The sequence below is a fragment of the Arsenophonus nasoniae DSM 15247 genome (assembly GCF_000429565.1).
Classification (GTDB): Bacteria; Pseudomonadota; Gammaproteobacteria; order Enterobacterales; family Enterobacteriaceae; genus Arsenophonus; species Arsenophonus nasoniae.
Genome location: NZ_AUCC01000050.1, coordinates 1 through 24,643, shown reverse-complemented (window position 1 = coordinate 24,643; position 24,643 = coordinate 1). Strand labels below are relative to the sequence as shown.

The following is a 24,643-nucleotide window of genomic DNA, read 5'->3' as shown; positions in this document are numbered from 1 at the left end:
ATTCGCTGAAGCAAATAAGGTTTAAAGGGGGATAATTTAGTCGGTTGTTGACTTCTTTTAGCATAAGTTGGCATTGTCTGTTGTTGTAAATGATGTTTTACGGTGTTACGGGATATACCCAACTCACTGGCAATTTTTCGAAGGCTTTGTCCTTGTGCAAAGCGAACATGAATATCCACAAATATCTCCTTGGTTAACATAAATTATCCGTACAAAAATGTGCGAATAATACCAAGTGGATCAGTTTTAGATGATCGTTAGTGGATCAGTTTTGCATGATCGGTGACAGTAATGAGCTTGTTGCAATTAATCAATATTTTTTACATGCCCGTATGTTTAAAAATTGGGGTTTATTACGTCTTAACGATATTGAATATGAAGAATCTATCGATGAGATGAAACATGCTGATAAATATATAGAAAGGATTCTCTTTCTTGAAGGGATACCTAATTTGCGGGGTTTAGGTAAATTAAATATTGGTGAGAATGTGGAAGAAATGCTTAAATCTGATTTACTGCTTGAACTGGACGGTGCGAAAGATTTGCGTTCAGCAATCACTTATGCAGATTCAGTTGGTGATTATGTTAGTCGTGATTTAATGATTGAAATACTAACCGATGAAGAAAAACATATTGATTGGCTGGAAACGCAATTGGCCTTGATAGCAAGCATAGGCCTAAAAAATTACCTACAATCTCAGCTCCGAGAAGAGAAATGATTTAACTTGATTTATTAAGATTTTTATAAATATTGTTGCATAAGATTTTATACACAAATTTTATGCAATTTTTTTATCTATGGCTTGCTCTTATTTTGAAATTACGTATAATGCACGGGCTCTTTAATTTAGGAGCCTGGCCGTAAAAGGCTGGCATGCAGTGAAACTGCGTTAAAACAATACCTCCGATTTGGAGGTTATTATGAGAACGATTACACTCCCCCATCAATCGAAATGGGTGCGAGGAGTAATTTTTTACGTTTATAAAATAGTTGGAGCTCTGGTCTCATGCAGAACCAAAGAATCCGTATCCGCCTGAAAGCCTTTGATCATCGTTTAATTGATCAATCAACTGCGGAAATCGTTGAAACTGCTAAGCGCACTGGCGCTCAAGTACGTGGTCCGATCCCGTTACCTACACGTAAAGAACGTTTTACCGTTCTGATTTCGCCGCATGTTAATAAAGATGCACGTGATCAGTACGAAATTCGTACTCATAAGCGTCTGGTTGACATCGTTGAGCCAACTGAGAAAACCGTTGATGCTCTGATGCGTCTGGATCTGGCTGCCGGTGTAGATGTGCAGATCAGCCTGGGTTAATCAGGTCGTTGCGCGATTGAGAGGTTGAAACAATGATTGGTTTAGTCGGGAAGAAAGTAGGAATGACGCGTATCTTCACTGAAGATGGTGTTTCTATTCCTGTAACTGTTATCGAAATTGAAAATAACCGAGTGACTCAGGTTAAGAGCCTGGAAACAGATGGTTATAATGCAATACAGGTTACTACCGGTAGCAAAAAAGCAAACCGTGTAAAAAAACCTGAAGCTGGGCATTTTGCTAAAGCTGGTGTTGAAGCTGGTCGTATCCTACGTGAATTCCGTTTGAGTGAAAATGAAGAATTTACCGTAGGTCAAAGCATTAGTGTTGAAATTTTTGCTGACGTCAAGAAAGTCGACGTTACTGGTACCTCCAAAGGTAAGGGTTTTGCTGGTACGGTTAAACGCTGGAATTTCCGCACTCAGGACGCTACTCATGGTAACTCCTTGTCACACCGTGTTCCGGGTTCTATTGGTCAAAACCAAACTCCGGGTAAGGTATTTAAAGGCAAGAAAATGGCAGGCCAATTGGGTAATGAACGTGTAACTGTTCAAAGTCTGGATGTAGTACGCGTTGACGCTGAGCGTAATCTGCTGTTGGTCAAGGGTGCTGTTCCAGGTGCGACTGGTAGCAACCTGATTGTAAAACCAGCTGTTAAGGCGTAACGTCGAGGAGATAGGAATGGAATTGGTAATGAAAGACGCGCAAAGCGCGCTGACTGTTTCCGAAACTACCTTCGGGCGTGATTTCAATGAAGCGCTTGTGCATCAAGTAGTTGTTGCGTATGCAGCTGGTGCTCGTCAAGGTACTCGTGCTCAGAAAACTCGTGCTGAGGTTTCAGGTTCTGGTAAAAAACCATGGCGTCAGAAAGGCACTGGTCGTGCACGTGCTGGTTCAGTTAAGAGCCCAATTTGGCGCTCTGGTGGTGTCACTTTCGCAGCGAGACCACAGGACCACAGTCAAAAAGTAAATAAAAAGATGTACCGCGGTGCTTTGAAAAGCATCTTGTCTGAATTGGTACGTCAGGATCGTCTAATTGTTGTCGAAAAATTTGCTCTGGAAGCGCCAAAAACTAAGCTTCTAGTGCAAAAATTAAAGGAAATGGCTCTGGATGACGTATTGATCGTCACGAATGAGGTTGATGAAAATTTATTTTTAGCTGCCCGCAACTTATACAAAGTTGATGTTCGTGATGCAATAGGTATCGATCCTGTTAGTCTAATTGCCTTCGACAAAGTAGTTATGACTGCTGACGCTGTGAAGCAAATTGAGGAGATGCTAGCATGATCCGTGAAGAACGTCTGCTAAAAGTACTACGTGCACCGCATGTCTCTGAAAAAGCTTCTACAGCGATGGAAAAAAGTAACACCATCGTGCTTAAAGTTGCGAAAGATGCGACTAAAGCAGAGATTAAGGCTGCCGTACAAAAACTGTTCGAAGTTGAAGTCAAAGGTGTAAATACTTTACTGGTTAAAGGCAAAACCAAACGCCACGGTCAGCGAATTGCTCGTCGTAGCGACTGGAAAAAAGCTTACGTCACTCTGAAAGAAGGCCAGAATCTGGACTTCATCGGTGGTGCAGAGTAAGTCGGAGGAGTAAAGAACAATGGCAGTTGTTAAATGTAAACCTACGTCTCCGGGCCGTCGCCACGTAGTTAAAGTGGTTAACCCTGAGCTGCATAAGGGTAAACCTTATGCCCCGTTGCTAGAAAAAAGCAATAAAACCGGTGGACGTAACAATAATGGCCGTATTACTACGCGTCATATTGGTGGTGGTCACAAGCAGCATTATCGTCTGATTGACTTTAAACGTAATAAAGATGGTATTGCTGCTACTGTTGAGCGTCTGGAATATGATCCAAACCGTTCTGCGAATATTGCATTAGTTCTCTATAAAGATGGAGAACGTCGCTATATTCTGGCACCAAAAGGCTTAAAAGCTGGTGACCAAATTCAGTCTGGTGTAGATGCAGCAATTAAAACAGGTAATGCTTTACCTATGCGTAATATTCCTGTCGGTTCAACAGTTCATAATGTTGAACTTAAGCCAGGTAAAGGCGGTCAGTTGGCTCGTTCAGCTGGTGCTTATGTGCAAATCGTTGCACGTGATGGTAGTTATGTAACTATCCGTCTACGTTCTGGCGAAATGCGCAAAGTACTTTCTGATTGCCGTGCAACATTAGGTGAAGTTGGTAATGCGGAGCATATGCTACGTGTTCTGGGTAAAGCCGGTGCTAGCCGCTGGCGTGGAATTCGCCCTACCGTTCGTGGTACAGCGATGAACCCAGTAGACCATCCACATGGTGGTGGTGAAGGTCGTAACTTTGGTAAACACCCAGTAACACCTTGGGGCGTTCAAACCAAAGGTAAGAAGACCCGTAGCAATAAGCGTACTGATAAATATATCGTACGTCACCGTTCTAAAAAATAATTAGAGGATAAACCATGCCACGTTCTCTCAAGAAAGGTCCTTTTATTGACCTGCACTTGCTGAAGAAGGTAGAGAAAGCGGTGGAAAGCGGAGACAAAAAGCCTCTCAAGACTTGGTCCCGTCGTTCAACGATCTTTCCTAACATGATCGGTTTGACCATCGCTGTCCATAATGGTCGTCAGCATGTTCCAGTTTATGTTACCGACGAAATGGTTGGTCATAAATTGGGTGAATTCGCGCCGACCCGTACTTATCGCGGCCATGCGGCCGATAAAAAGGCCAAGAAACGTTAAGGTAGGAGGAAGAGATGGAAACTATCGCTATGCATCGCCACGCTCGTTCTTCTGCTCAGAAGGTTCGTTTAGTGGCTGATCTGATTCGCGGTAAGAAAGTGTCGCAAGCTCTGGAAATTCTGAACTATACCAACAAGAAAGCTGCTGGTTTAGTGAAGAAAGTACTTGAGTCTGCTATCGCTAACGCCGAGCACAACGATGGTGCTGATATTGATGACTTAAAAGTGACGAAAATTTTCGTTAACGAAGGTCCAACTATGAAACGCATCATGCCTCGCGCGAAAGGCCGTGCAGATCGTATTTTGAAGCGCACCAGCCACATTACTGTGGTTGTGTCCGATCGCTGAGACTCTGGAGACTAGCAATGGGTCAGAAAGTACATCCTAATGGTATTCGCCTGGGTATTGTCAAACCTTGGAACTCTACTTGGTATGCGAATACAAAAGAATTCGCTGACAACCTAGACAGCGATTTTAAAGTACGCCAGTATTTGAATAAAGAACTGGCAAAGGCATCTATTTCACGTATCGTTATCGAACGTCCTGCGAAGAGCATTCGTGTAACTATTCACACCGCTCGCCCTGGTATCGTTATCGGTAAAAAAGGTGAAGATGTCGAGAAACTGCGTAAGATAGTAGCAGATATTGCTGGTGTTCCTGCGCAAATCAATATTGCTGAAGTACGTAAGCCTGAACTAGATGCTAAATTAGTGGCTGATAGTATCGCTTCACAGCTGGAACGTCGTGTTATGTTCCGTCGAGCTATGAAACGTGCGGTACAAAATGCTATGCGTCTAGGTGCAAAAGGCATAAAAGTGGAAGTCAGTGGTCGTTTAGGCGGCGCTGAAATTGCACGTACTGAGTGGTATCGTGAAGGCCGTGTTCCGTTGCACACCTTGCGTGCTGATATCGATTATAACACTGCAGAAGCGCACACCACTTATGGTGTACTCGGCGTTAAGGTATGGATCTTCAAAGGTGAGATTCTAGGTGGTATGGCTGCTGTTGAACAGGTAGAGAAACCGACAGTTCAACCTAAAAAGCAGCAGCGTAAAGGCCGCAAGGAGAGTCGCTGATGTTACAACCAAAGCGTACGAAATTCCGTAAAATGCATAAAGGTCGCAATCGCGGTCTTGCTGCGGGCACGGATGTTAGCTTCGGCACTTTCGGTCTGAAGGCAGTAGGTCGTGGACGTCTGACTGCAAGTCAGATTGAAGCGGCACGTCGTGCCATGACCCGTGCAGTTAAGCGTCAGGGTAAAATCTGGATCCGTGTGTTTCCAGATAAACCTATTACTGAAAAGCCACTTGAAGTGCGTATGGGTAAAGGTAAAGGTAACGTAGAGTATTGGGTTGCCTTGATCCAGCCTGGCAAAGTTCTTTATGAAATGGACGGTGTTCCAGAAGAGCTAGCTCGTGAAGCATTCAAGTTGGCTGCAGCAAAACTGCCTATCAAAACCACCTTTGTAACTAAGACGGTGATGTAATGAAAGCAAAAGAGCTGCGCGAAAAAAGCGTTGAAGAGTTGAACACTGAACTGCTTAATCTGCTACGTGAGCAATTTAACTTGAGTATGCAGGCAGCCAGTGGACAGCTGCAACAGTCTCACCTGTTGAAACAAGTACGTCGTGATATTGCACGCGTTAAGACTTTATTGACTGAAAAGGCGGGTGCGTAATGAGCGATAAAATCCGTACTTTGCAAGGTCGTGTAACTAGCGATAAGATGGAGAAATCTATTGTCGTTGCTATTGAGCGTATGGTAAAACATCCTTTATATGGTAAGTTTATCCGTCGTACGACCAAATTGCATGTACATGACGAGAACAATGAATGTGGTATCGGTGATCTAGTGGAAATCCGTGAAACCCGCCCACTGTCCAAAACAAAGTCATGGACACTTGTTCGCGTTGTAGAAAAAGCTGTTCTGTAATAGGATAGCCATTTCATAATAGAATAAGCGGCTCTTAATAAAGCGGCCGTTTATTTTTTCTGTCCATATTGATGATGTGGTGTTATAATGCTGCGCCCTCATGTATGGGTAATTGTACTGCCTCTTCAATTTATATAAGAAGCGGCTTAGTTGTAGTTAACATTTAGCGGAGCACTAAAATGATCCAAGAACAGACTATGCTGAACGTAGCCGACAACTCCGGCGCACGTCGCGTAATGTGTATCAAGGTTCTAGGTGGCTCGCACCGTCGCTACGCAGATGTAGGTGATATCATCAAAATTACTGTTAAAGAAGCAATTCCACGCGGTAAGGTGAAAAAAGGTGATGTCCTGAAAGCGGTAGTGGTGCGCACCAAGAAGGGTGTTCGTCGCCCTGACGGTTCTGTCATTCGCTTCGATGGCAATGCTTGTGTGTTGTTAAACAATACAAGTGAGCAAGTTATCGGTACGCGTATTTTTGGGCCGGTAACTCGTGAACTTCGTACTGAGAAGTTTATGAAAATTATCTCTCTGGCACCAGAAGTACTCTAAGGAGCGGGCACAATGGCAGCGAAAATCCGTCGTGATGACGAAGTTATCGTGTTAGCTGGCAAAGATAAAGGCAAACGCGGTAAAGTAAAACAGGTTCTTTCTTCTGGTAAAGTCATTGTTGAAGGGATTAATCTGGTTAAGAAACATCAGAAGCCTGTTCCGGCTCTGAATCAACCAGGTGGCATCGTCGAAAAAGAAGCAGCAATTGATGTTTCTAACGTTGCAATCTTTAATGTGACAACTGGCAAGGCTGACCGAGTAGGTTTTAGAATTGAAGATGGCAAAAAAGTGCGTTTCTTCAAATCTAACAGTGAAACTATTAAGTAATTTTTGGAGTATACGATGGCGAAACTGCATGATTACTACAAAGACGAGGTAGTCCAAAAGCTGATGACTCAGTTTGGCTACAATTCTGTCATGCAAGTCCCTCGGGTCGAGAAGATCACCCTGAACATGGGTGTTGGTGAAGCTGTTGCTGATAAAAAGCTGCTTGATAATGCAGCTGCTGATTTAGCGGCAATAACAGGGCAAAAACCATTTATCACCAAAGCGCGCAAATCTGTTGCAGGCTTCAAAATCCGTCAGGGCTATCCAATCGGCTGTAAAGTGACCCTGCGTGGCGAACGTATGTGGGAATTCTTTGAGCGTCTGATTTTTATTGCTGTACCACGTATCCGTGATTTCCGTGGTTTATCCACAAAATCATTTGATGGTCGTGGTAACTACAGCATGGGTGTACGTGAACAAATCATCTTTCCTGAAATCGATTATGATAAAGTGGATCGTGTGCGTGGTTTAGATATTACTATCACCACTACTGCGAAATCAGATGATGAAGGTCTTGCACTGTTGATGGCGTTTAACTTTCCGTTCCGTAAGTAAGGCAGGGTATTCATGGCTAAACAATCAATGAAAGCACGTGATGTGAAACGTGCAAAATTAGCTGAAAAATTCTTTGCAAAGCGCACAGAATTGAAAGCTATTATTTCTGATGTGAATACATCTGATGAAGATCGTTGGAATGCTGTTCTGAAGCTGCAAACGCTGCCACGTGATTCCAGCCCTTCTCGTCGACGCAACCGCTGTCGTCAAACTGGGCGTCCGCATGGTTTTCTGCGGAAATTTGGTCTAAGCCGTATTAAAGTCCGTGAATCCGCCATGCGCGGTGAAATCCCGGGTCTTAAAAAGGCTAGCTGGTAATTATCACCAATTGAATCACGGGAGTAAAGACAGATGAGCATGCAAGATCCCATCGCGGATATGCTAACCCGTATCCGTAACGGTCAGGCCGCTAATAAAGCTGCGGTCAACATGCCTTCCGCTAAGTTGAAAGTGGCGATTGCTACAGTGCTTAAGGAAGAAGGTTATATTGAAGATTATAAAATTGAAGGCGACATCAAGCCAACATTGGAAATTACATTGAAATATTTCCAAGGTAAGGCTGTTGTAGAAAGCATTCAGCGTGTAAGCCGCCCAAGTTTGCGCATCTATAAGAAAAAAGATGAGCTACCACAGGTTATGGCTGGTTTAGGCATTGCTATTATTTCTACTTCTAAAGGTGTCATGACTGATCGTGCAGCTCGCCAAGCAGGTTTAGGTGGCGAAATTCTCTGCTACGTAGCTTAATTCGGGAGAAAAGAATGTCTCGTGTGGCAAAAGCACCTGTCGTCATTCCTGCCGGCGTAGAAGTTAAACTGGACGGTCAGGATATAGCGATTAAAGGTAAAAATGGCGAGCTTACTCGTACAATCCATAAAGCTGTTGAAGTCAAACATGCTGATAATCAATTAACGTTTGCACCTCGCGAAGGTTTCGCTGATGCATGGGCACAAGCGGGTACGGCGCGTTCTTTGTTGAATGCAATGGTTATTGGTGTTACCGAAGGCTTCACTAAGAAACTTCAGCTGGTTGGTGTCGGTTATCGTGCAGCTATTAAAGGCAATACTGTAAGTTTGTCTTTAGGTTTCTCTCATCCGGTTGAGCATGCGTTGCCAGCAGGTATTACTGCAAAATGTCCTTCACAGACTGAAATTGTGTTGGAAGGTGCAGATAAACAGGCAATTGGCCAAGTTGCAGCAGAATTGCGTGCTTACCGTCGTCCTGAACCTTATAAAGGTAAAGGTGTTCGTTACGCCGATGAAATCGTGCGTACTAAAGAGGCTAAGAAGAAGTAAGGTAACACTATGGATAAGAAAGTAGCTCGTATCCGTCGTGCGACCCGCGCACGCCGCAAACTCCATGAACTGGGTGCAACGCGCTTGGTGGTACATCGTACCCCTCGTCATATTTATGCGCAGGTTATTGCATCAAACGGTTCTGAAACTTTGGTGGTTGCTTCTACTATAGAAAAAACTATCAATGAGCAAGTAAAATACACAGGAAACAAAGAAGCAGCAGCAGTAGTTGGCAAATTAATTGCCGAGCGCGCGCTGGAAAAAGGCATCAAAGAAGTTGCTTTTGACCGCTCTGGTTTCCAATATCATGGTCGAGTCCAGGCACTGGCAGATGCTGCCCGTGAAGCTGGCCTTCAGTTCTAAGGTAGAGGTGTAAGATGGCTCACATCGAAAAACAAGCTGGCGAACTGCAGGAAAAGCTGATCGCGGTAAATCGTGTAGCTAAAACCGTTAAAGGTGGCCGTATTTTTAGTTTTACTGCACTAACTGTTGTTGGTGATGGTAACGGTCGTGTTGGTTTTGGCTATGGTAAGGCACGCGAAGTTCCGGCAGCAATCCAGAAAGCGATGGAAAAAGCCCGTCGCAATATGAAAAACGTCGCTCTCAATAACGGTACTTTGTATCATCCTGTAAAAGGTGCTCACACGGGTTCTCGTGTGTTTATGCAACCTGCTCATGAAGGTACGGGTATTATCGCAGGCGGTGCAATGCGCGCTGTATTGGAAGTTGCCGGTGTTCATAACGTACTGGCTAAAACCTATGGTTCCACGAACCCAATTAATGTTGTTCGTGCAACGCTGGATGCTTTAGACAGTATGAAGTCTCCAGAAATGGTCGCAGCCAAGCGTGGTAAATCCGTCGAAGAAATTCTGGGGTAATGAACCATGGCTAAGACTATTAAAATTACACAAGTTCGCAGTTCTATTGGTCGTTTGCCAAAACATAAGGCAACATTGACCGGTTTAGGTCTGCGTCGTATCGGTCATACTGTAGAACGTGAAGATACACCAGCGATCCGCGGCATGATCAATTTGGTTTCCTACATGGTTAAAGTTGAGGAGTAACAGATGCGCTTAAATACTCTGTCTCCAGCTGAAGGTGCTAAACATGCACCTAAACGCGTAGGTCGCGGTATTGGTTCCGGTTTAGGTAAAACTGGCGGACGTGGTCACAAAGGTCAGAAGTCTCGTTCTGGCGGTGGCGTACGTCGTGGTTTTGAAGGCGGTCAAATGCCTTTGTATCGTCGTTTACCAAAATTTGGTTTTACTTCACGTAAAGCAATGATTACTGCAGAAGTTCGTTTGTCAGACTTTGCTAAAGTTGAAGGCGATGTCATTGATCTAAATACGCTGAAAGCTGCTAATATAGTTGGCATTCAAATAGAATATGCGAAAGTTATTCTTTCTGGTGAAGTTAATCGTCCAGTTACTGTGCGTGGTCTTCGTGTAACAAAAGGTGCACGGACTGCAATTGAAGCCGCTGGCGGTAAAATCGAGGAATAAGTTACAGATGGCGAAACAACCAGGTTTAGATTTTCAAAGTGCTAAAGGTGGCATAGGCGAACTTAAACGCAGGCTTTTGTTTGTTATTGGGGCGCTGATTGTTTTCCGTATTGGTTCTTTTATTCCTATTCCTGGTATTGATGCCACTGTGCTTGCCAAATTGCTTGAACAGCAAAGAGGCACCATCATCGAAATGTTTAATATGTTTTCTGGTGGTGCGCTTAGTCGTGCTTCTATTTTTGCTTTGGGAATTATGCCGTATATTTCGGCATCAATTATTGTCCAATTACTGACAGTAGTTAACCCACGGTTAGCAGAGATTAAGAAGGAAGGGGAAGCCGGTCGTCGTAAAATTAGTCAATATACCCGTTATGGTACTTTGGTATTAGCGATATTCCAATCTATTGGTATTGCGACAGGTTTACCCAATATGGCCGGAATGCAGGGGCTAGTAATCAATCCTGGATTTCCGTTTTATTTCACGGCTGTTGTTAGTTTAGTGACAGGAACAATGTTTTTGATGTGGCTAGGCGAGCAAATTACTGAAAGAGGTATTGGAAACGGTATCTCTATCATTATCTTTGCAGGTATCGTTGCGGGGCTCCCGCCGGCTATCGGCCATACCATTGAACAAGCTCGGCAAGGCGATTTGCACTTCCTCCTGTTGTTGTTGATTGCAGTTTTAGTATTTGCTGTGACTTATTTTGTTGTTTTTATGGAGCGTGGTCAGCGTCGTATAGTGGTTAACTACGCAAAACGTCAACAAGGTCGTCGCATTTATGCTGCACAAAGCACACATTTACCATTAAAAGTAAATATGGCCGGCGTTATTCCTGCAATTTTTGCTTCCAGTATTATACTGTTCCCAGGTACAATAGCTTCCTGGTTTGGTGATGGAACAGGTTGGGGTTGGCTGACAGCTATTGCAATGTATTTGCAGCCAGGACAACCGCTTTATGTGTTACTTTATGCATCTGCAATCATCTTCTTCTGTTTCTTTTATACGGCATTAGTTTTTAATCCGAGAGAAACAGCAGATAACCTGAAGAAGTCCGGTGCATTTGTACCAGGAATTCGTCCGGGAGAGCAAACGGCCAAGTATATTGACAAAGTAATGACGCGCCTAACACTAGTAGGTGCATTGTACATTACTTTTATTTGCTTAATCCCGGAGTTCATGCGTGACGCAATGAAAGTTCCATTCTATTTTGGTGGTACTTCACTTCTCATAGTCGTCGTCGTTATTATGGACTTTATGGCTCAAGTGCAAACTCTTATGATGTCTAGTCAATATGAGTCTGCATTGAAAAAAGCAAATCTTAAAGGTAAATAATTGCTTTTAAATTAATTTGCTTTAGAAGTTACGGAGAGTAAAAATGAAAGTTCGTGCTTCAGTCAAGAAATTATGCCGTAACTGTAAAATCATTAAACGTAATGGTAGTGTTCGTGTGATTTGCAGCGTTGAACCAAGACATAAACAGCGTCAAGGTTGAGAAAAAGCATTTTTTTCTTGCAAAGTTGAGTTGAGCTGGCTAAATTAGCCAGCCAAACTTTTTATCTAAAAAATGTATAACTGTTTGAGTATCCTGAAAGCGGGCTTTTCAGCACAGTTATGCAGTATTTAACTTTAGGAGTGCATAGTGGCCCGTATAGCAGGCATTAACATTCCTGATCATAAACATACCGTAATCGCATTAACATCGATTTACGGCATTGGCAAAACTCGCTCGCAGTCAATCTGTGCAGCAAGTGGTATTGCTGAGCATGTTAAGATCAGTGAGCTGTCTGAAGAGCAAATCGACAAGTTACGTGACGAAGTTGCTAAATACATTGTTGAAGGTGATTTGCGTCGTGAAGTTACCCTAAGCATCAAGCGCCTAATGGATCTTGGTTGCTATCGTGGTTTACGTCACCGCCGTGGTCTTCCTGTGCGTGGTCAGCGTACTAAGACTAATGCGCGTACCCGCAAGGGTCCACGTAAGCCGATCAAGAAATAAGTCGGGGTATTAAATAATGGCAAAAGCACCTATTCGTGCACGTAAGCGTGTAAGAAAACAAGTTTCAGACGGTGTGGCTCATATCCATGCTTCTTTTAACAACACAATTGTTACTATTACTGATCGTCAAGGTAATGCATTGGGTTGGGCAACCGCAGGTGGTTCTGGTTTTCGTGGTTCTCGTAAGTCTACTCCGTTTGCCGCTCAAGTTGCAGCAGAACGCTGTGCTGAGGCAGTGAAAGAGTACGGAATCAAAAACTTAGAAGTTATGGTTAAAGGACCTGGTCCTGGCCGTGAGTCAACTATCCGTGCGTTAAATGCGGCTGGTTTCCGCATTACTAACATTACTGATGTGACTCCGATCCCTCATAACGGTTGTCGTCCACCGAAGAAACGTCGTGTTTAATTACGTTACGTTTTTAGGATTGTTGGAGAAAGAAAATGGCTAGATATTTGGGTCCTAAGCTCAAGCTGAGCCGTCGCGAGGGTACAGATCTTTTTCTTAAGTCTGGCGTTCGCGCGATTGACACCAAGTGTAAATTAGAACAGGCACCTGGACAGCATGGCGCACGTAAACCGCGTCTATCTGATTATGGTGTTCAGTTACGTGAGAAACAAAAAGTTCGTCGTATTTACGGTGTTCTAGAACGTCAATTCCGTAACTATTATAAAGAAGCAACGCGATTGAAAGGCAATACGGGCGAAAATCTGTTGAATTTGCTTGAAGGTCGTTTAGATAATACTGTTTATCGTATGGGCTTTGGCGCAACACGCGCGGAAGCACGTCAGATGGTTAGCCATAAAGCTATCATGGTAAATGGTCAAGTTGTTAATATTGCTTCTTATCAGGTTTCCCCGAATGACGTTATCAGCGTTCGTGAAAAAGCAAAAAAACAGTCTCGTATTAAGGCTGCTTTAGAGCTTGCTGAACAGCGTGAGAAGCCAAGTTGGCTGGAAGTTGATGCTGCTAAGATGGAAGGTGTGTTCAAACGTATTCCTGAACGTGCTGATCTGTCTGCTGACATTAACGAACACCTGATCGTCGAGCTTTACTCTAAGTAAAGCTTAGTACCAAAGAGAGGACACAATGCAGGGTTCTGTGACAGAGTTTCTTAAACCGCGCCTGGTTGATATCGAGCAAATTAGTTCGACTCACGCCAAGGTAACCCTTGAACCGTTAGAACGTGGCTTTGGCCATACTCTTGGTAACGCACTACGCCGTATTTTGCTTTCGTCTATGCCGGGTTGTGCTGTGACCGAGGTTGAAATTGATGGTGTACTGCATGAGTACAGCACTAAAGAAGGTGTGCAAGAAGATATCCTAGAGATTCTCCTTAACCTGAAAGGGCTGGCGGTAAAAGTTCACGGTAAAGATGAAGTTATTCTGACCTTGAATAAATCTGGAATTGGCCCTGTGACTGCCGCCGATATCACCCCTAATGATGATATCGAAATCGTCAAGCCGCAACATGTTATCTGCCATCTAACTGATGAAAGCGCTGCTATTAATATGCGTATTAAAGTACAGCGTGGTCGTGGGTATGTACCGGCTTCTGCCCGTATTCATTCGGAAGAAGATGAGCGCCCAATCGGTCGTTTATTAGTTGACGCATGCTATAGCCCTGTGGAGCGTATTGCCTACAATGTTGAAGCGACGCGTGTAGAACAACGCACTGATTTGGATAAACTGGTTATCGAGATGGAGACTAACGGCACAATCGATCCAGAAGAGGCGATTCGTCGAGCAGCAACTATCTTGGCTGAACAACTCGAAGCTTTCGTTGATTTGCGCGATGTTGCTAAGGTTGAAGTCAAAGATGAGAAGCCAGAGTTCGATCCGATTCTGCTGCGTGCAGTTGACGATCTGGAATTGACTGTCCGCTCTGCTAACTGTTTAAAAGCAGAAGCTATCCACTACATCGGTGATTTGGTTCAGCGCACTGAAGTTGAGTTGCTTAAAACGCCTAATCTTGGTAAAAAATCACTTACTGAAATTAAGGATGTTTTGGCATCAAGAGGTTTATCGCTAGGCATGCGTCTAGAAAATTGGCCTCCAGCAAGTATTGCTGATGAATGAGATCACAGGTTAAGGTTTTACTGAGAAGGATAAGGTCATGCGCCATCGTAAGAGTGGTCGTCAATTGAACCGCAATAGTAGCCACCGCCAAGCTATGTTTCGTAATATGGCTGGTTCTTTAGTTCGTCATGAGATTATCAAGACAACTTTACCAAAGGCGAAAGAGTTGCGCCGTGTCGTTGAGCCACTGATTACTCTTGCCAAGACCGACAGCGTAGCTAATCGTCGTCTGGCATTTGCCCGTACTCGTGATAATGAGATCGTGGCAAAATTATTTAATGAACTTGGACCGCGTTTCGCGAGCCGTGCAGGTGGTTATACTCGTATTATGAAGTGTGGCTTCCGTGCCGGTGACAATGCGCCGATGGCTTACATCGAGCTTGTTGATCGTACTGTTGAGTCTCAAGCAGAAGTAGCTGCAGAGTAAATTTGCAATTACATGAAAAACCGGGATTAATCCCGGTTTTTTATTATCTAAAAATTAACTTTTTGTCGTTTCATATTTTGCTATCATAGTGAATGATATTTATAAATATATAAGAGGTATTTATGTATCATATAGGTAAATTAGCTAAGTTAGCAGATGTTACTACAGACACAATTCGTTTCTATGAAAAACAAGGATTAATGGAGCGTCCTAATCGTACAGAAAGCGGCTATCGTCTTTATGGCAAAAAAGATTTACAACGTTTACGTTTTATTCGTTATGCTAAGCAGTTAGGCTTTACTTTGGAATCAATTTCAGAATTATTGTCTATTCGCATTGATCCTGCTCATCATACGTGCCAGGAGTCGAAGAATATTGTAGATGCTCGCTTGCGGGAGCTCGAAATTAAAATTATAGAGATGGAGAGAATGAAGGATTCATTAAAAATGCTTAGTGCCGCTTGTTGTGGTAGTAAACATGTTAGTACTGGATGTTCAATTTTAGAGATTCTAGAACAAGGCGCCAATAAACGTTAAATGGCATATCAGTTTTAGATAAAATCAAATTTTATAGGTAATCTATTAATAGAAATAATTGATATTGGCGCATTTGATATGGCAAATTATCAGCATCAACGAGGCATTATAAAGAAGAGAGCAGTAGAAGCTATATTGCATCATCCTTTATATAGGCAACGGATTGAAAAAATAAAAAAGGAAAAGGGAGTTATCAGCGAAAGATCAAACATAATAAAGAGCTAACTAGTGGGTTAGTGATGATTAATTAAAAAATTTATTATCACTAACCCACTCGTTTTATTATTTTTGTTATTTTTAATAAATCACGTATTTCAGTTAATAATGTGACTTCTTTAGTTGGTGCTGCTGCAGGTGCTTCTTCTTTTTCGCGACGCAATTTGTTTATAAGTTTTATCGCAACAAAAATTGCTATAGCGATGATAAGAAAATCAAAAATATTCTGAATAAAGACACCATAATTCATAATAACAGCGGGTATATTATCGTGAGCTTCTCTTAAGACAAAATGAAATTGCTAAAAATCAATACCTCCGATAAGTAATCCGAGTGGCGGCATAATAATATCTGCAACAAGCGAAGAAACAATTTTGCCAAATGCTGCACCAATAATAACACCTACAGCCAGATCAATAACGTTGCCTTTCATTGCAAATTCACGGAACTCTTTTATAAAGCTCATAGTCTCCTCACCATTAATCAAAATAGAACGTAAAATTTATAAGAATGTTTAAATTATAATATCTATTGATATATTTCTATCAAAATTTTTACAAAAAGAATGGGCTAGGTTGGAAGATCTTTTCTACTTCAGGAACATGTTTTTTATCAGTAATGAACATAATGATGTGATCATCTTGTTCAATAATATGATAACTATTGGCAACAATGACTTCATCATCACGAACAATAGCACCAATAATTGTACCAGGAGGCAGTTTTATTTCTGAAATTTTTCTACCGACAACTTTGGATGTGTTTTCATCACCGTGAGCAATGGCTTCGATCGCTTCAGCAACACCTTTACGCAAGGATGAAACATTGATTATATCCGCTTTACGAACATGTCCTAGTAAAGCTGAAATTGTTGCTTGTTGAGGTGATATAGCGATATCAATGACTCCTCCTTGTACAAGATCAACATAAGCAGAACGCTGAATAAGAACCATTACTTTCTTGGCACCCATTTTTTTAGCTAACATAGCTGACATAATATTGGCTTCATCATCATTAGTCAGTGCTATAAATACATCTGTTTGTTCAATATGTTCTTCTGCTAACAGTTCTTGATCTGAAGCATCACCATAAAACACGATTGTATCATGTAATAGTTCTGCTAATTCAGTTGCTCTTTCTTGATCACGTTCTATTAATTTTACACTGTAATCTTTTTCTAGCTGTTTTGCTAAACCTGCACCAACATTACCGCCACCAACTATCATGATTCGCTTATAGGGTTTTTCCAGACGTTGCAGTTCACTCATGACAGCACGGATATGCTCAGTGGCGACAACAAAAAAGATTTCATCACCTGCTTCAATAATTGTGGATCCCTGTGGTCGAATGGGTCTATCTTGACGAAATATTGCAGCAATTCTGGTATCAATATGGGGTAAATGTTCGCGGAGATTTGAAAGGGAATTACCTACTAATGAACCTCCATAGTAGGCTTTTGCAGCAACAATACTAACTTTGCCACTTGCGAAATTAACAACCTGAAGTGCACCAGGATATTGAATTAATTTATAAATATAATCAATGACAAGCTGCTCAGGTGAAATAAGGTAATCAATTGGTATGTGATCAGGGGTAAAAAGTTTTTCAGTTTCTTTGATATATTCAGATGCACGTATTCTAGCAACTTTATTTGGCGTGTTAAAAAGAGAATAAGCGATTTGACATGCAATCATATTAGTTTCATCTGAATTTGTCACAGCAACAAGCATATCAGCATCTTCAGCTCCGGCTTCCCTTAGGATCCTAGGGTATGAGCCATGCCCACTGACAACTCTTAGATCAAATTTATCTTGTAACTGGCGTAAACGTTCAGTATTAGTATCTACGATGGTGATATCGTTATTTTCATCAACTAAATTTTCTGCGAGTGTTCCACCAACTTGTCCTGCACCTAATATGATAATTTTCATTATATTTTAATCTCACTGCCAGATTGAGTATTTATTCAAAATAGTAGTGTTAATTTTTTATTAGAGAAGCATAAAAGAAACCATCTCCTCCCCGTTGAGTGGGTAATATTTGTTGGCCTAGTTCCATATTATTATTTAAAGATGCTTCTGGATGATGAAAAAGAAATTTCTTTATTTGTTCTTTGTTTTCATCCGGTAAAATAGAGCAAGTAGCGTAAACTAGGGTGCCATTGGTTTTTAAGTAAGGCCAGATAGCCTCAAGAATTTTATATTGTAATTTGACCAATTGCGGGATATCTATCGGTTTTCTAAGCCATTTTATATCTGGATGCCTACGAATGACACCTGTTGCTGAGCAAGGTGCATCTAGCAATATACGATCAAATTTCGCACCTGATATCCATTCGAGTGGTTTACGCCCATCACCAACAATAACTCTTGCATGTAATTTTACTCGATTAAGATTTTCTTGGATACGTTTTATTCGTAGTTGATCAATATCAACCGCTAAAACATCAGCTTTTGGCGCAAGTTCGAGTATATAAGTTGTCTTACCACCAGGAGCTGCGCAAAGATCAAGAATATATTCACCGTTTTTAGGCGCTAATAATTCAACGCATCGTTGAGCAGATAGATCTTGAATTGTTACCCAACCTTGGTCAAATCCTGGTAATTTGTTAATCGCACATGGTTTTTGTAATTTGATAGCAAATTTACTGTCATTGCTTAAACTGGCCTCTATACCCGCTTGTTGTAATAGCATTAGATAATCATTAGTAGAATGATATAATTGATTTACTCTTAACCACATAGGTGGTTTTTGGTTATTGGCCTCAAGAATCTCTTTCCATTGAGCAGGATAAACTTGCTGAATTTTTTCTAAAAGCCATTTAGGATGTAAATAATTGTTTTCATTATTATTGGCTTTTTCATTTAATATTTGTTCTTGCCGTTGAAATTGTCTTAATACAGCATTAATTAAGCCTTTTAATTGAGGGAGTTTCAGGGCGTTAGCTCCATCAACAGTTTCTGCTAGTGAGGCATGGGGGGGAATGCGAGTAAAACGAAGTTGGTAAATTCCTACCATAATAAGATAATGAATAATTCGTTGTTTTCCTTTTAATGGCTTAGTTATTAATTGTTGAATAAACCATTCCAATAAAGGTAACACTCTAAGTACACCAAAACTGAGTTCTTGTAAAAGTGATTTATCTTTATCTGATATATTTTTCTGCCATTCGGGAAGTACAGTGCTTAATGATTGTTTTTGATCAATAACCTGGGCAATAACTTGGGCACAAATGCTTCTAAGGTTATATTTTTTATTCATGTTGAATATAATTACCTACTAATTATAAATGCAAGCAAGAAATTTATTTTTTAATTTTGTTGCAATGGTGAATTTATTATTGTGCCAGGAATAAACAATCCGTGGCGAGAGTTTAGAAAATCACAAACTAACATGATCTTTTTACCGGCCGGTTGTATTTTTAAAATGTTTAAAATACCTTTCCCGGTTGCCACCTTAATTCCTGTTTTATCGGCACTTAAAATTGTTCCTGGTGATGAGTCAATCTGATGATAAATGACTTCGGCATACCATACTTTAATGGGGTTATCTGCAAAAATAAAATAACTTACTGGCCAAGGATTAAATGCCCGGATACATCGTTCAATTTGTTCAGCCGAAAGTGTCCAATCAATTAATGCTTCATCTTTACTCAATTTTTCAGCATAGGTAGCAAATGTATTATTTTGCTTTTCTGGTTTTGCTTGAGCTGATGCTACTAAATCAAGAGTATGTAAGAGTGCAGTAGGGCCAATTTTTGCAAGTTTTTGATACAGTGTTGCGCTGGTATCTTTTAGTTCAATGGGGCAACTTACTTTATAGAGCATATCCCCGGTATCTAGACCACTATCCATTTGCATAATTGTAATACCGGTTTCTTTATCACCAGCCCAAATTGAGCGTTGAATTGGCGCTGCACCTCTCCAGCGAGGTAGTAGTGATCCATGAACATTCAAACAACCGATTGGTAGCATATTTAATACAACTTCAGGTAAAATTAGGCCATAAGCGACGACAACCATAACATCAGCATGTTTATTTTCAATCCAGCGCTGACTTTCTGCTGTTTTTAGTGTTGTTGGCTGGAAAACAGCAATATTCGCTTTTTCGGCTAGTATTTTTACTGGGCTTGATGCGAGTTTTCGCCCTCTTCCAGCTGGTTTATCTGGTTGTGTCAAAACGCCAACTATTTGGTACTTATCCTTGAAACTGAGTAATGCAGCTAAATGTTGTGCTGCAAAATCAGGGGTGCCGGCAAAAATGATTCGTAGACAGTCTGACACGTAAAGATCCCTATATTAAAATATGAAAAATATCATTTCTTTGTTTTAGCTTTTAGACGTTCAAGCTTTTCAATTTTTTGCCTAATGCGTTGGCGTTTTAATGCAGAAAGATAGTCAATAAATAATTTGCCATTAAGATGGTCTATTTCATGTTGAATACAGATAGCAAGTAGATCATCTGTTTCTAATTCAAACTCTTTACCATTGACATCTAAGGCTTTAATTTTGACCCATTTAGCACGAGGTACGAATGCACGTTGTTCCGGTACAGAAAGACAACCTTCTTCTATTCCCGTTTCACCAGATGTTTCTAAGATAACGGGATTTATAAGTACCAATCTTTCATTACGAGATTCTGAAACATCAATAACAATAATTCTTTGATGAATATTAACCTGTGTTGCGGCTAAACCAATACCTTCTTCTTCATACATCGTTTCAAACATATCATTCACGATACGTTGTATTTCTGCATCAACTTTTTTTACCGGTTCTGCAATTTTGCGAAGACGTTCATCTGGGTAATGTAATATATTTAATACTGACATAAATGTTTAAAGCTATATCCAAAAAGTGAAAGTTATTTAATACCTATTCTAGACATTTCTCGTTATGATTGACAGTATTGGTTATAAATGAAACACACTTATTGCCAATGAAGTCTGGAAAGTATATGGATCCAATGGAAATATGGCTACGAATGAGGATGGTTTCTCATCTTTCAACTGTTAAGATTACTGCAATTGTAGAGAAACTCATTGAAATCAATAATGTTAAAGTCGCTTCTCTTCGAGCATGTGGGTTATCACCCCATCAATGTGTACAATTTACTCATGCAAATTCAAAAGCCATTTATGCTGCAATGAAATGGCTAGATGTAAGCGAGCATAAACTCATTACGTTATCAGATCCCAATTATCCATATTTATTAAAACAGATATATTCGCCACCAATTATACTCTTCGTTGCTGGTAAAGAGAAAGCGCTTTCTTCCACTCAAATTGCGATGGTAGGCAGTCGTTATAATGATTTCTATGGTGAAAAATGGGCACAAATATTTAGTCAGGAACTGGTGATGCATAAATTTACAATTACCAGTGGTTTAGCAATAGGTATAGATGGGATTAGCCATAAAACTGCATTAAGGAATAATGGCATAACCCTTGCTGTATTAGGTAGTGGTTTAAATAAATTATACCCAACCCAACATACTAGTTTAGCCAATAAAATCAAGGAAAAAGGGGCGTTAGTATCAGAATATCTACCAGATACTCCTCCGTTAGCCAAGAATTTTCCTCGTCGTAATCGTATAATTAGTGGCTTAAGTAAAGCAGTAATTGTGATTGCGGCTGGATTAAAAAGTGGTTCATTAATAACAGCTAAATGTGCATTGGAACAAGGTAAAGATATTTTTGCTTTACCTGGTGCGTTAGGTAATAGCTTATATGAAGGTAATCACTGGTTAATACAACAGGGGGCTTATTTAGCCTCTTCGCCGCAAGATATTATTGAACATTTAAACAGTGGACTAAAATGGTTACCAGAAAATAAAATCCTATCTGATAATCTACATATCGATAATTCTATGAACAATATATTGCGTTATATTAATTTTGAACCAACGCCTATAGATTTAATTGCTGAAAGAAGTGGCTTATCGGTTATTGAGGTATCTGCTCAATTATTGGAATTTGAATTAATGGGTAAAGTTATCTTTGTGTCTGGTGGATATATTAGAGTCGAGTAATTAAAGTGAGATGAGAATGCAAAAGCCAATTATTATTAGAAAAATGGCAAATGAAGATAAGGAGTATTGTCCTAAATGTCATAGTGAACTTATTATTCGAAATGGGGGATATGGGCCTTTTGTTGCTTGCTCTAATTATCCTAAATGTGATTATATTCGGCCATTAAAACAAGCAGCAGACAGCCAAATAATTAAAGAATTATTGGATTATTTTTGTCCCAAATGTGGGCATAATTTGGTGTTGAAGCGAGGGCGTTTCGGTATGTTTGTTGGTTGCAGTCATTATCCTCAATGTGAACATACAGAGTTAATTGATAAACCCGATGAAACGTTAATTGGATGTCCACAGTGTCAAGATGGCGAATTACTGCAAAGAACGTCACGTTTTGGCAAAGTATTTTATGGTTGTAATTGTTATCCTAAGTGTCAATTTGTGGTTAATGCTAAACCAATTTCTGGTAAATGTTCTTTTTGTCAGTATCCATTATTAATAGAAAAAAAGGTTTCACAAGATATGAAAATATTTTGTGCAAATAAATTATGTAATAGACAACAGTAATAAAAGTTTATGGAATAATTGGCATGTTTGATGAAATACCCCCTTCTTTTCGGAATATTATTGCAGCGTTAAATGAAGGCAAAATTATCGCATATCCGACAGAAGCTGTTTTTGGCCTCGGATGTGATCCTGATAATGAGAAAACAGTTCGACAGTTATTATTATTAAAACAGCGTTCATGGAAAAAAGGATTAATTTTAATAGCTGGAGACTATGAACAACTAATACCTTATATCGATGATAATAAATTAACTAATTTACAAAAAGAAATGATGCTTTCAACAGGGTCTAAATCTATCACCTGGGTAGTACCCGCTAGAAAAAACACACCAAAATGGTTAACAGGAAAATTTGATTCAATTGCGGTGCGTATTACAAATTTTGAGTTAATTAAAAAGCTTTGTTTTTTATATGGCAAACCCTTGATTTCTACTAGTGCTAATTTAAATGGATTATCACCATGCAGAACAAAAGAAGAAGTTATTGCCCAGTTTAATGGTCAAGTATCCGTTTTAGACGGTTCTGTTGGGGGACGTAAAAATCCCTCTGAAATTCGAGATATAATAACAGGTCATTTGTATCGAAAAGGTTAATGTGAATGGAAGAATTCGCCGTCTTTGGAAATCCAGTGGTACATAGTAAATCACCACTTATTCATAAATTATTCGCTGAGCAAACAGGTATTAAATATGATTATGGAAAAGTATTAGTTCCTTTAAATAAATTTGAAGAAAAATTAGATGATTTTTTTTCTCGAGGAGGAAAGGGGGCAAATATTACTTTACCTTTTAAGGAGTTAGCTTACCATAAAGTTGATGAATTAACTGAACAAGCTCAAATATGTGGTTCAGTTAATACTATCAAGAGGTTAGATGATCAAAGATTACTTGGTGATAATACCGATGGAATAGGCTTAATTTTAGATCTTGAGCGTTTGCGCTTTATTGAAAAGGGAAGACATATATTAGTAATTGGTGCTGGTGGTGCAGCACGTGGTGTTATAGCGCCTATTTTAAATTATGGCTGTCGAATAACGATTACGAATCGAACATTTAGTAAAGCTGATGAACTGGCAAAACAATTTTCTGCTATAGGACATATCAATTCATTGATGTTGGAGTCTATTGATTCTGCTGAGTATGATTTAGTTATCAACGCGACATCTTCTGGGGTTGTAGGTGAAGTTCCTACTATTTCACCTACTATATTCAAGCAAAATGTTTTTTGTTATGACATGTTCTATCGATTAAACGAAACACCATTTTTAACATTAGCAAAAAACTATGGGGTATTAAAATATGCTGATGGTATTGGTATGTTAGTTGGTCAGGCCGCTTTTGCTTTTAAATTATGGCATGGTAAATTACCTGATATTTCATCTGTATTACAGCGATTAAAAGAAAATACTGATATAAATTAGTTGGTCTATTTTTACGGAAAAATGATAAAGATATCAGGTAAAATTTGTGGATAGTATTTTTATAATAAACTTATAAATAATTATTTTTCCAATTGTTATAATTTGCTGCAGACAGGATTAAGCCTTTTAACTCTTCAGATGTTAATTTTCTAATTTGTTTTACAGGGCTGCCAATATATAAATAACCACTTTCTAATTTTTTACCTTGTGTGACTAAACTACCTGCACCGATAACGACATCATCATCAACTTTTGCGCCATCTAAAATAATTGAACCCATACCAACTAAAATTCGGTTACCAATAGTACATCCATGCAACATAACTTTATGCCCTATGGTAACGTCTTCTCCAATAATGAGAGGATATCCCTGGGGGTTAAGTTTATTTTCATGTGTAACATGAAGTACTGAACCATCTTGAATATTAGTTCTTGCTCCAATAGAAATGTAATTGACATCACCGCGTATAACAGTTAGTGGCCAAACACTTACATTGTCAGAAATGTGTACATCACCAATTACCACCGCAGTTGGATCGATAAATACACTATTACCAATAATGGGTTTTAGGTGTAAATAAGGTCTTATATTAGAAATCATTGCTATGTTTATCCTAATTAAACTATTTGAATTGGTTATCAAAGAGTGAATAGATAAATTTGTATTTTATATTATTAAACATTCTTTTAATCAAATATTATATAGGCCTATCTTTGTATTTTTTTAAATCAAAAAATTGCATGGATACTACAAAAGCGAGCTAAATTTGTAGAATTTTAATTCATTATGGCGAAAAAATGTTCATATAAATAAAAAAACACAAAAAATAGTTGAGTAAATTTTTAGGCGTCCTATAATGCGCCCCCACTGAGTCAGTATAGAACCAATCACTTGAAGTGGATTTTAGCGACGCAGGGTAAAGAAAAGTAGAAATAACTACTTGACTTTACAGGTGAAAAGCGTAGTATACGCCCCCTCGCGACTCCAGTCGCACGCTCTTTAACAATTAATCAGACAATCTGTGTGGGCACTCGCAAGACATCATCAAAAACTATTTGAAGATTAAGTCTTAAAGAGTGACAAACAGTTAATTCATATATGAACTAATAAGCAGTAACGTTATTTTAGCCGACGGAGAAGGCGATAAAAGGCCGACAAAGTGGCAAAAAAAGCGTTACGGCCAG

The 24,643-nt window shown here is 40.0% G+C and carries 40 protein-coding genes and 2 pseudogenes; 35 read left to right on the top strand and 7 right to left on the bottom strand.

Annotation, left to right across the window (positions count from 1 at the left end):
- The coding region (locus tag G468_RS20570) for a helix-turn-helix domain-containing protein (RefSeq protein WP_034249788.1) at positions 1-200 on the bottom strand (200 nt) is incomplete at its 3' end.
- Between the two features lie 75 nt (positions 201-275).
- Between G468_RS20570 and bfr the strand changes: the two genes are divergently transcribed.
- The 31 genes and pseudogenes from bfr (at position 276) to arfA (ending at position 15,484) form a co-directional block, all read left to right on the top strand.
- Positions 276-719, top strand: coding sequence for a bacterioferritin (gene bfr / locus G468_RS0111050; RefSeq protein ID WP_034249783.1), 444 nt, complete (start codon positions 276-278; stop codon positions 717-719).
- Positions 720-1,007: 288 nt separating this feature from the next.
- Positions 1,008-1,319 (top strand): 30S ribosomal protein S10, encoded by a 312-nt coding sequence (gene rpsJ / locus G468_RS0111045; protein ID WP_001181005.1) that lies wholly within the window; start codon positions 1,008-1,010, stop codon positions 1,317-1,319.
- Between the two features lie 32 nt (positions 1,320-1,351).
- Positions 1,352-1,981 (top strand): 50S ribosomal protein L3, encoded by a 630-nt coding sequence (gene rplC / locus G468_RS0111040; protein WP_026823180.1) that lies wholly within the window; start codon positions 1,352-1,354, stop codon positions 1,979-1,981.
- Between the two features lie 16 nt (positions 1,982-1,997).
- On the top strand, positions 1,998-2,603 hold the full coding sequence (rplD, locus tag G468_RS0111035) for a 50S ribosomal protein L4 (protein WP_026823179.1): 606 nt from the start codon (positions 1,998-2,000) through the stop codon (positions 2,601-2,603).
- The gene (gene rplW, locus G468_RS0111030; protein ID WP_026823178.1) at positions 2,600-2,902 is read left to right on the top strand and encodes a 50S ribosomal protein L23; all 303 of its coding nucleotides are present in this window, start codon (positions 2,600-2,602) and stop codon (positions 2,900-2,902) included. The genes rplD and rplW overlap by 4 nt, the downstream gene beginning before the upstream one ends.
- A 19-nt stretch (positions 2,903-2,921) precedes the next feature.
- Entirely contained in the window at positions 2,922-3,746 is an 825-nt protein-coding gene (gene rplB / locus G468_RS0111025; protein ID WP_026823177.1) for a 50S ribosomal protein L2, read from the top strand.
- A gap of 14 nt (positions 3,747-3,760) precedes the next feature.
- Entirely contained in the window at positions 3,761-4,039 is a 279-nt protein-coding gene (rpsS, locus tag G468_RS0111020) for a 30S ribosomal protein S19 (RefSeq protein WP_026823176.1), read from the top strand.
- A gap of 14 nt (positions 4,040-4,053) precedes the next feature.
- Positions 4,054-4,386 carry a 50S ribosomal protein L22 gene (gene rplV / locus G468_RS0111015; protein WP_026823175.1) on the top strand — a complete coding sequence of 111 codons (333 nt, stop codon included), beginning with the start codon at positions 4,054-4,056 and terminating at the stop codon, positions 4,384-4,386.
- A gap of 17 nt (positions 4,387-4,403) precedes the next feature.
- Positions 4,404-5,114 carry a 30S ribosomal protein S3 gene (gene rpsC / locus G468_RS0111010; protein WP_026823174.1) on the top strand — a complete coding sequence of 237 codons (711 nt, stop codon included), beginning with the start codon at positions 4,404-4,406 and terminating at the stop codon, positions 5,112-5,114.
- Positions 5,114-5,524: a 50S ribosomal protein L16 gene (rplP, locus tag G468_RS0111005; protein ID WP_026823173.1), complete on the top strand. Its 411-nt coding sequence runs from the start codon at positions 5,114-5,116 to the stop codon at positions 5,522-5,524. The genes rpsC and rplP overlap by 1 nt, the downstream gene beginning before the upstream one ends.
- Entirely contained in the window at positions 5,524-5,715 is a 192-nt protein-coding gene (gene rpmC / locus G468_RS0111000) for a 50S ribosomal protein L29 (protein ID WP_026823172.1), read from the top strand. The genes rplP and rpmC overlap by 1 nt, the downstream gene beginning before the upstream one ends.
- A complete protein-coding gene (gene rpsQ, locus G468_RS0110995) occupies positions 5,715-5,969 on the top strand; it encodes a 30S ribosomal protein S17 (RefSeq protein ID WP_026823171.1) in 255 nt (84 codons plus the stop codon). Before rpmC ends, rpsQ begins: the two co-directional genes overlap by 1 nt.
- 179 nt (positions 5,970-6,148) lie before the next feature.
- Positions 6,149-6,520 (top strand): 50S ribosomal protein L14, encoded by a 372-nt coding sequence (gene rplN, locus G468_RS0110990; protein ID WP_026823170.1) that lies wholly within the window; start codon positions 6,149-6,151, stop codon positions 6,518-6,520.
- 12 nt (positions 6,521-6,532) lie between these two features.
- Complete coding sequence (gene rplX / locus G468_RS23440; protein ID WP_026823169.1) at positions 6,533-6,847, top strand: 50S ribosomal protein L24; 315 nt, start codon at positions 6,533-6,535, stop codon at positions 6,845-6,847.
- Positions 6,848-6,862: 15 nt separating this feature from the next.
- A complete protein-coding gene (gene rplE, locus G468_RS23435; protein ID WP_026823168.1) occupies positions 6,863-7,402 on the top strand; it encodes a 50S ribosomal protein L5 in 540 nt (179 codons plus the stop codon).
- A 12-nt stretch (positions 7,403-7,414) separates the two neighbouring features.
- Positions 7,415-7,720 carry a 30S ribosomal protein S14 gene (gene rpsN, locus G468_RS0110975; RefSeq protein WP_026823167.1) on the top strand — a complete coding sequence of 102 codons (306 nt, stop codon included), beginning with the start codon at positions 7,415-7,417 and terminating at the stop codon, positions 7,718-7,720.
- A gap of 33 nt (positions 7,721-7,753) precedes the next feature.
- On the top strand, positions 7,754-8,146 hold the full coding sequence (rpsH, locus tag G468_RS0110970; protein WP_026823166.1) for a 30S ribosomal protein S8: 393 nt from the start codon (positions 7,754-7,756) through the stop codon (positions 8,144-8,146).
- Between the two features lie 14 nt (positions 8,147-8,160).
- On the top strand, positions 8,161-8,694 hold the full coding sequence (gene rplF, locus G468_RS23430) for a 50S ribosomal protein L6 (RefSeq protein ID WP_026823165.1): 534 nt from the start codon (positions 8,161-8,163) through the stop codon (positions 8,692-8,694).
- Between the two features lie 9 nt (positions 8,695-8,703).
- Entirely contained in the window at positions 8,704-9,057 is a 354-nt protein-coding gene (gene rplR, locus G468_RS23425; protein ID WP_026823164.1) for a 50S ribosomal protein L18, read from the top strand.
- Between the two features lie 14 nt (positions 9,058-9,071).
- The gene (gene rpsE / locus G468_RS0110955; protein ID WP_026823163.1) at positions 9,072-9,572 is read left to right on the top strand and encodes a 30S ribosomal protein S5; all 501 of its coding nucleotides are present in this window, start codon (positions 9,072-9,074) and stop codon (positions 9,570-9,572) included.
- Between the two features lie 6 nt (positions 9,573-9,578).
- Positions 9,579-9,758 carry a 50S ribosomal protein L30 gene (rpmD, locus tag G468_RS23420; RefSeq protein ID WP_026823162.1) on the top strand — a complete coding sequence of 60 codons (180 nt, stop codon included), beginning with the start codon at positions 9,579-9,581 and terminating at the stop codon, positions 9,756-9,758.
- A gap of 3 nt (positions 9,759-9,761) precedes the next feature.
- Complete coding sequence (rplO, locus tag G468_RS0110945) at positions 9,762-10,196, top strand: 50S ribosomal protein L15 (RefSeq protein ID WP_026823161.1); 435 nt, start codon at positions 9,762-9,764, stop codon at positions 10,194-10,196.
- Between the two features lie 7 nt (positions 10,197-10,203).
- Positions 10,204-11,529 (top strand): preprotein translocase subunit SecY, encoded by a 1,326-nt coding sequence (secY, locus tag G468_RS0110940; RefSeq protein WP_026823160.1) that lies wholly within the window; start codon positions 10,204-10,206, stop codon positions 11,527-11,529.
- A 43-nt stretch (positions 11,530-11,572) separates the two neighbouring features.
- Positions 11,573-11,689 carry a 50S ribosomal protein L36 gene (rpmJ, locus tag G468_RS0110935; RefSeq protein WP_026823159.1) on the top strand — a complete coding sequence of 39 codons (117 nt, stop codon included), beginning with the start codon at positions 11,573-11,575 and terminating at the stop codon, positions 11,687-11,689.
- Positions 11,690-11,836: 147 nt separating this feature from the next.
- Positions 11,837-12,193, top strand: coding sequence for a 30S ribosomal protein S13 (gene rpsM, locus G468_RS0110930; RefSeq protein ID WP_026823158.1), 357 nt, complete (start codon positions 11,837-11,839; stop codon positions 12,191-12,193).
- 16 nt (positions 12,194-12,209) lie between these two features.
- The gene (rpsK, locus tag G468_RS0110925) at positions 12,210-12,599 is read left to right on the top strand and encodes a 30S ribosomal protein S11 (protein WP_002919257.1); all 390 of its coding nucleotides are present in this window, start codon (positions 12,210-12,212) and stop codon (positions 12,597-12,599) included.
- A 35-nt stretch (positions 12,600-12,634) separates the two neighbouring features.
- Entirely contained in the window at positions 12,635-13,255 is a 621-nt protein-coding gene (gene rpsD / locus G468_RS0110920) for a 30S ribosomal protein S4 (protein WP_026823157.1), read from the top strand.
- 25 nt (positions 13,256-13,280) lie between these two features.
- A complete protein-coding gene (locus G468_RS0110915; protein ID WP_026823156.1) occupies positions 13,281-14,270 on the top strand; it encodes a DNA-directed RNA polymerase subunit alpha in 990 nt (329 codons plus the stop codon).
- A 37-nt stretch (positions 14,271-14,307) separates the two neighbouring features.
- Entirely contained in the window at positions 14,308-14,697 is a 390-nt protein-coding gene (gene rplQ / locus G468_RS0110910; RefSeq protein ID WP_026823155.1) for a 50S ribosomal protein L17, read from the top strand.
- Positions 14,698-14,819: 122 nt separating this feature from the next.
- Complete coding sequence (gene zntR, locus G468_RS0110905; protein WP_026823154.1) at positions 14,820-15,233, top strand: Zn(2+)-responsive transcriptional regulator; 414 nt, start codon at positions 14,820-14,822, stop codon at positions 15,231-15,233.
- Positions 15,234-15,311: 78 nt separating this feature from the next.
- Positions 15,312-15,484 (top strand): annotated as a pseudogene (arfA, locus tag G468_RS23785) (alternative ribosome rescue factor ArfA).
- 14 nt (positions 15,485-15,498) lie between these two features.
- On the opposite strand, the pseudogene mscL reads toward arfA, so the two are convergent.
- The 5 genes and pseudogenes from mscL to def form a co-directional block, all read right to left on the bottom strand.
- Positions 15,499-15,915: pseudogene (gene mscL / locus G468_RS20565) on the bottom strand (large-conductance mechanosensitive channel protein MscL).
- Positions 15,916-16,003: 88 nt separating this feature from the next.
- Entirely contained in the window at positions 16,004-17,380 is a 1,377-nt protein-coding gene (gene trkA / locus G468_RS0110890) for a Trk system potassium transporter TrkA (RefSeq protein ID WP_026823153.1), read from the bottom strand.
- A 49-nt stretch (positions 17,381-17,429) separates the two neighbouring features.
- Positions 17,430-18,710: a 16S rRNA (cytosine(967)-C(5))-methyltransferase RsmB gene (rsmB, locus tag G468_RS0110885; protein WP_026823152.1), complete on the bottom strand. Its 1,281-nt coding sequence runs from the start codon at positions 18,708-18,710 to the stop codon at positions 17,430-17,432.
- A gap of 50 nt (positions 18,711-18,760) precedes the next feature.
- The gene (fmt, locus tag G468_RS0110880; RefSeq protein ID WP_026823151.1) at positions 18,761-19,732 is read right to left on the bottom strand and encodes a methionyl-tRNA formyltransferase; all 972 of its coding nucleotides are present in this window, start codon (positions 19,730-19,732) and stop codon (positions 18,761-18,763) included.
- Positions 19,733-19,764: 32 nt separating this feature from the next.
- Positions 19,765-20,280 (bottom strand): peptide deformylase, encoded by a 516-nt coding sequence (gene def, locus G468_RS0110875; RefSeq protein ID WP_026823150.1) that lies wholly within the window; start codon positions 20,278-20,280, stop codon positions 19,765-19,767.
- Positions 20,281-20,405: 125 nt separating this feature from the next.
- Between def and dprA the strand changes: the two genes are divergently transcribed.
- Genes dprA through aroE form a run of 4 tightly spaced genes read left to right on the top strand, consistent with a single transcriptional unit; the run spans position 20,406 to position 23,458 of the window.
- The gene (gene dprA, locus G468_RS0110870; protein WP_026823149.1) at positions 20,406-21,479 is read left to right on the top strand and encodes a DNA-processing protein DprA; all 1,074 of its coding nucleotides are present in this window, start codon (positions 20,406-20,408) and stop codon (positions 21,477-21,479) included.
- Positions 21,480-21,495: 16 nt separating this feature from the next.
- Positions 21,496-22,038 carry a DNA topoisomerase family protein gene (locus tag G468_RS0110865; RefSeq protein ID WP_248604881.1) on the top strand — a complete coding sequence of 181 codons (543 nt, stop codon included), beginning with the start codon at positions 21,496-21,498 and terminating at the stop codon, positions 22,036-22,038.
- A 23-nt stretch (positions 22,039-22,061) separates the two neighbouring features.
- Positions 22,062-22,631 carry an L-threonylcarbamoyladenylate synthase type 1 TsaC gene (gene tsaC / locus G468_RS0110860; protein ID WP_026823147.1) on the top strand — a complete coding sequence of 190 codons (570 nt, stop codon included), beginning with the start codon at positions 22,062-22,064 and terminating at the stop codon, positions 22,629-22,631.
- Positions 22,632-22,636: 5 nt separating this feature from the next.
- Positions 22,637-23,458: a shikimate dehydrogenase gene (gene aroE, locus G468_RS0110855; protein ID WP_026823146.1), complete on the top strand. Its 822-nt coding sequence runs from the start codon at positions 22,637-22,639 to the stop codon at positions 23,456-23,458.
- A 70-nt stretch (positions 23,459-23,528) separates the two neighbouring features.
- On the opposite strand, the gene G468_RS0110850 is transcribed toward aroE, so the two are convergent.
- The gene (locus G468_RS0110850) at positions 23,529-24,059 is read right to left on the bottom strand and encodes a gamma carbonic anhydrase family protein (protein WP_026823145.1); all 531 of its coding nucleotides are present in this window, start codon (positions 24,057-24,059) and stop codon (positions 23,529-23,531) included.
- Positions 24,060-24,643 lie beyond the last annotated feature (584 nt).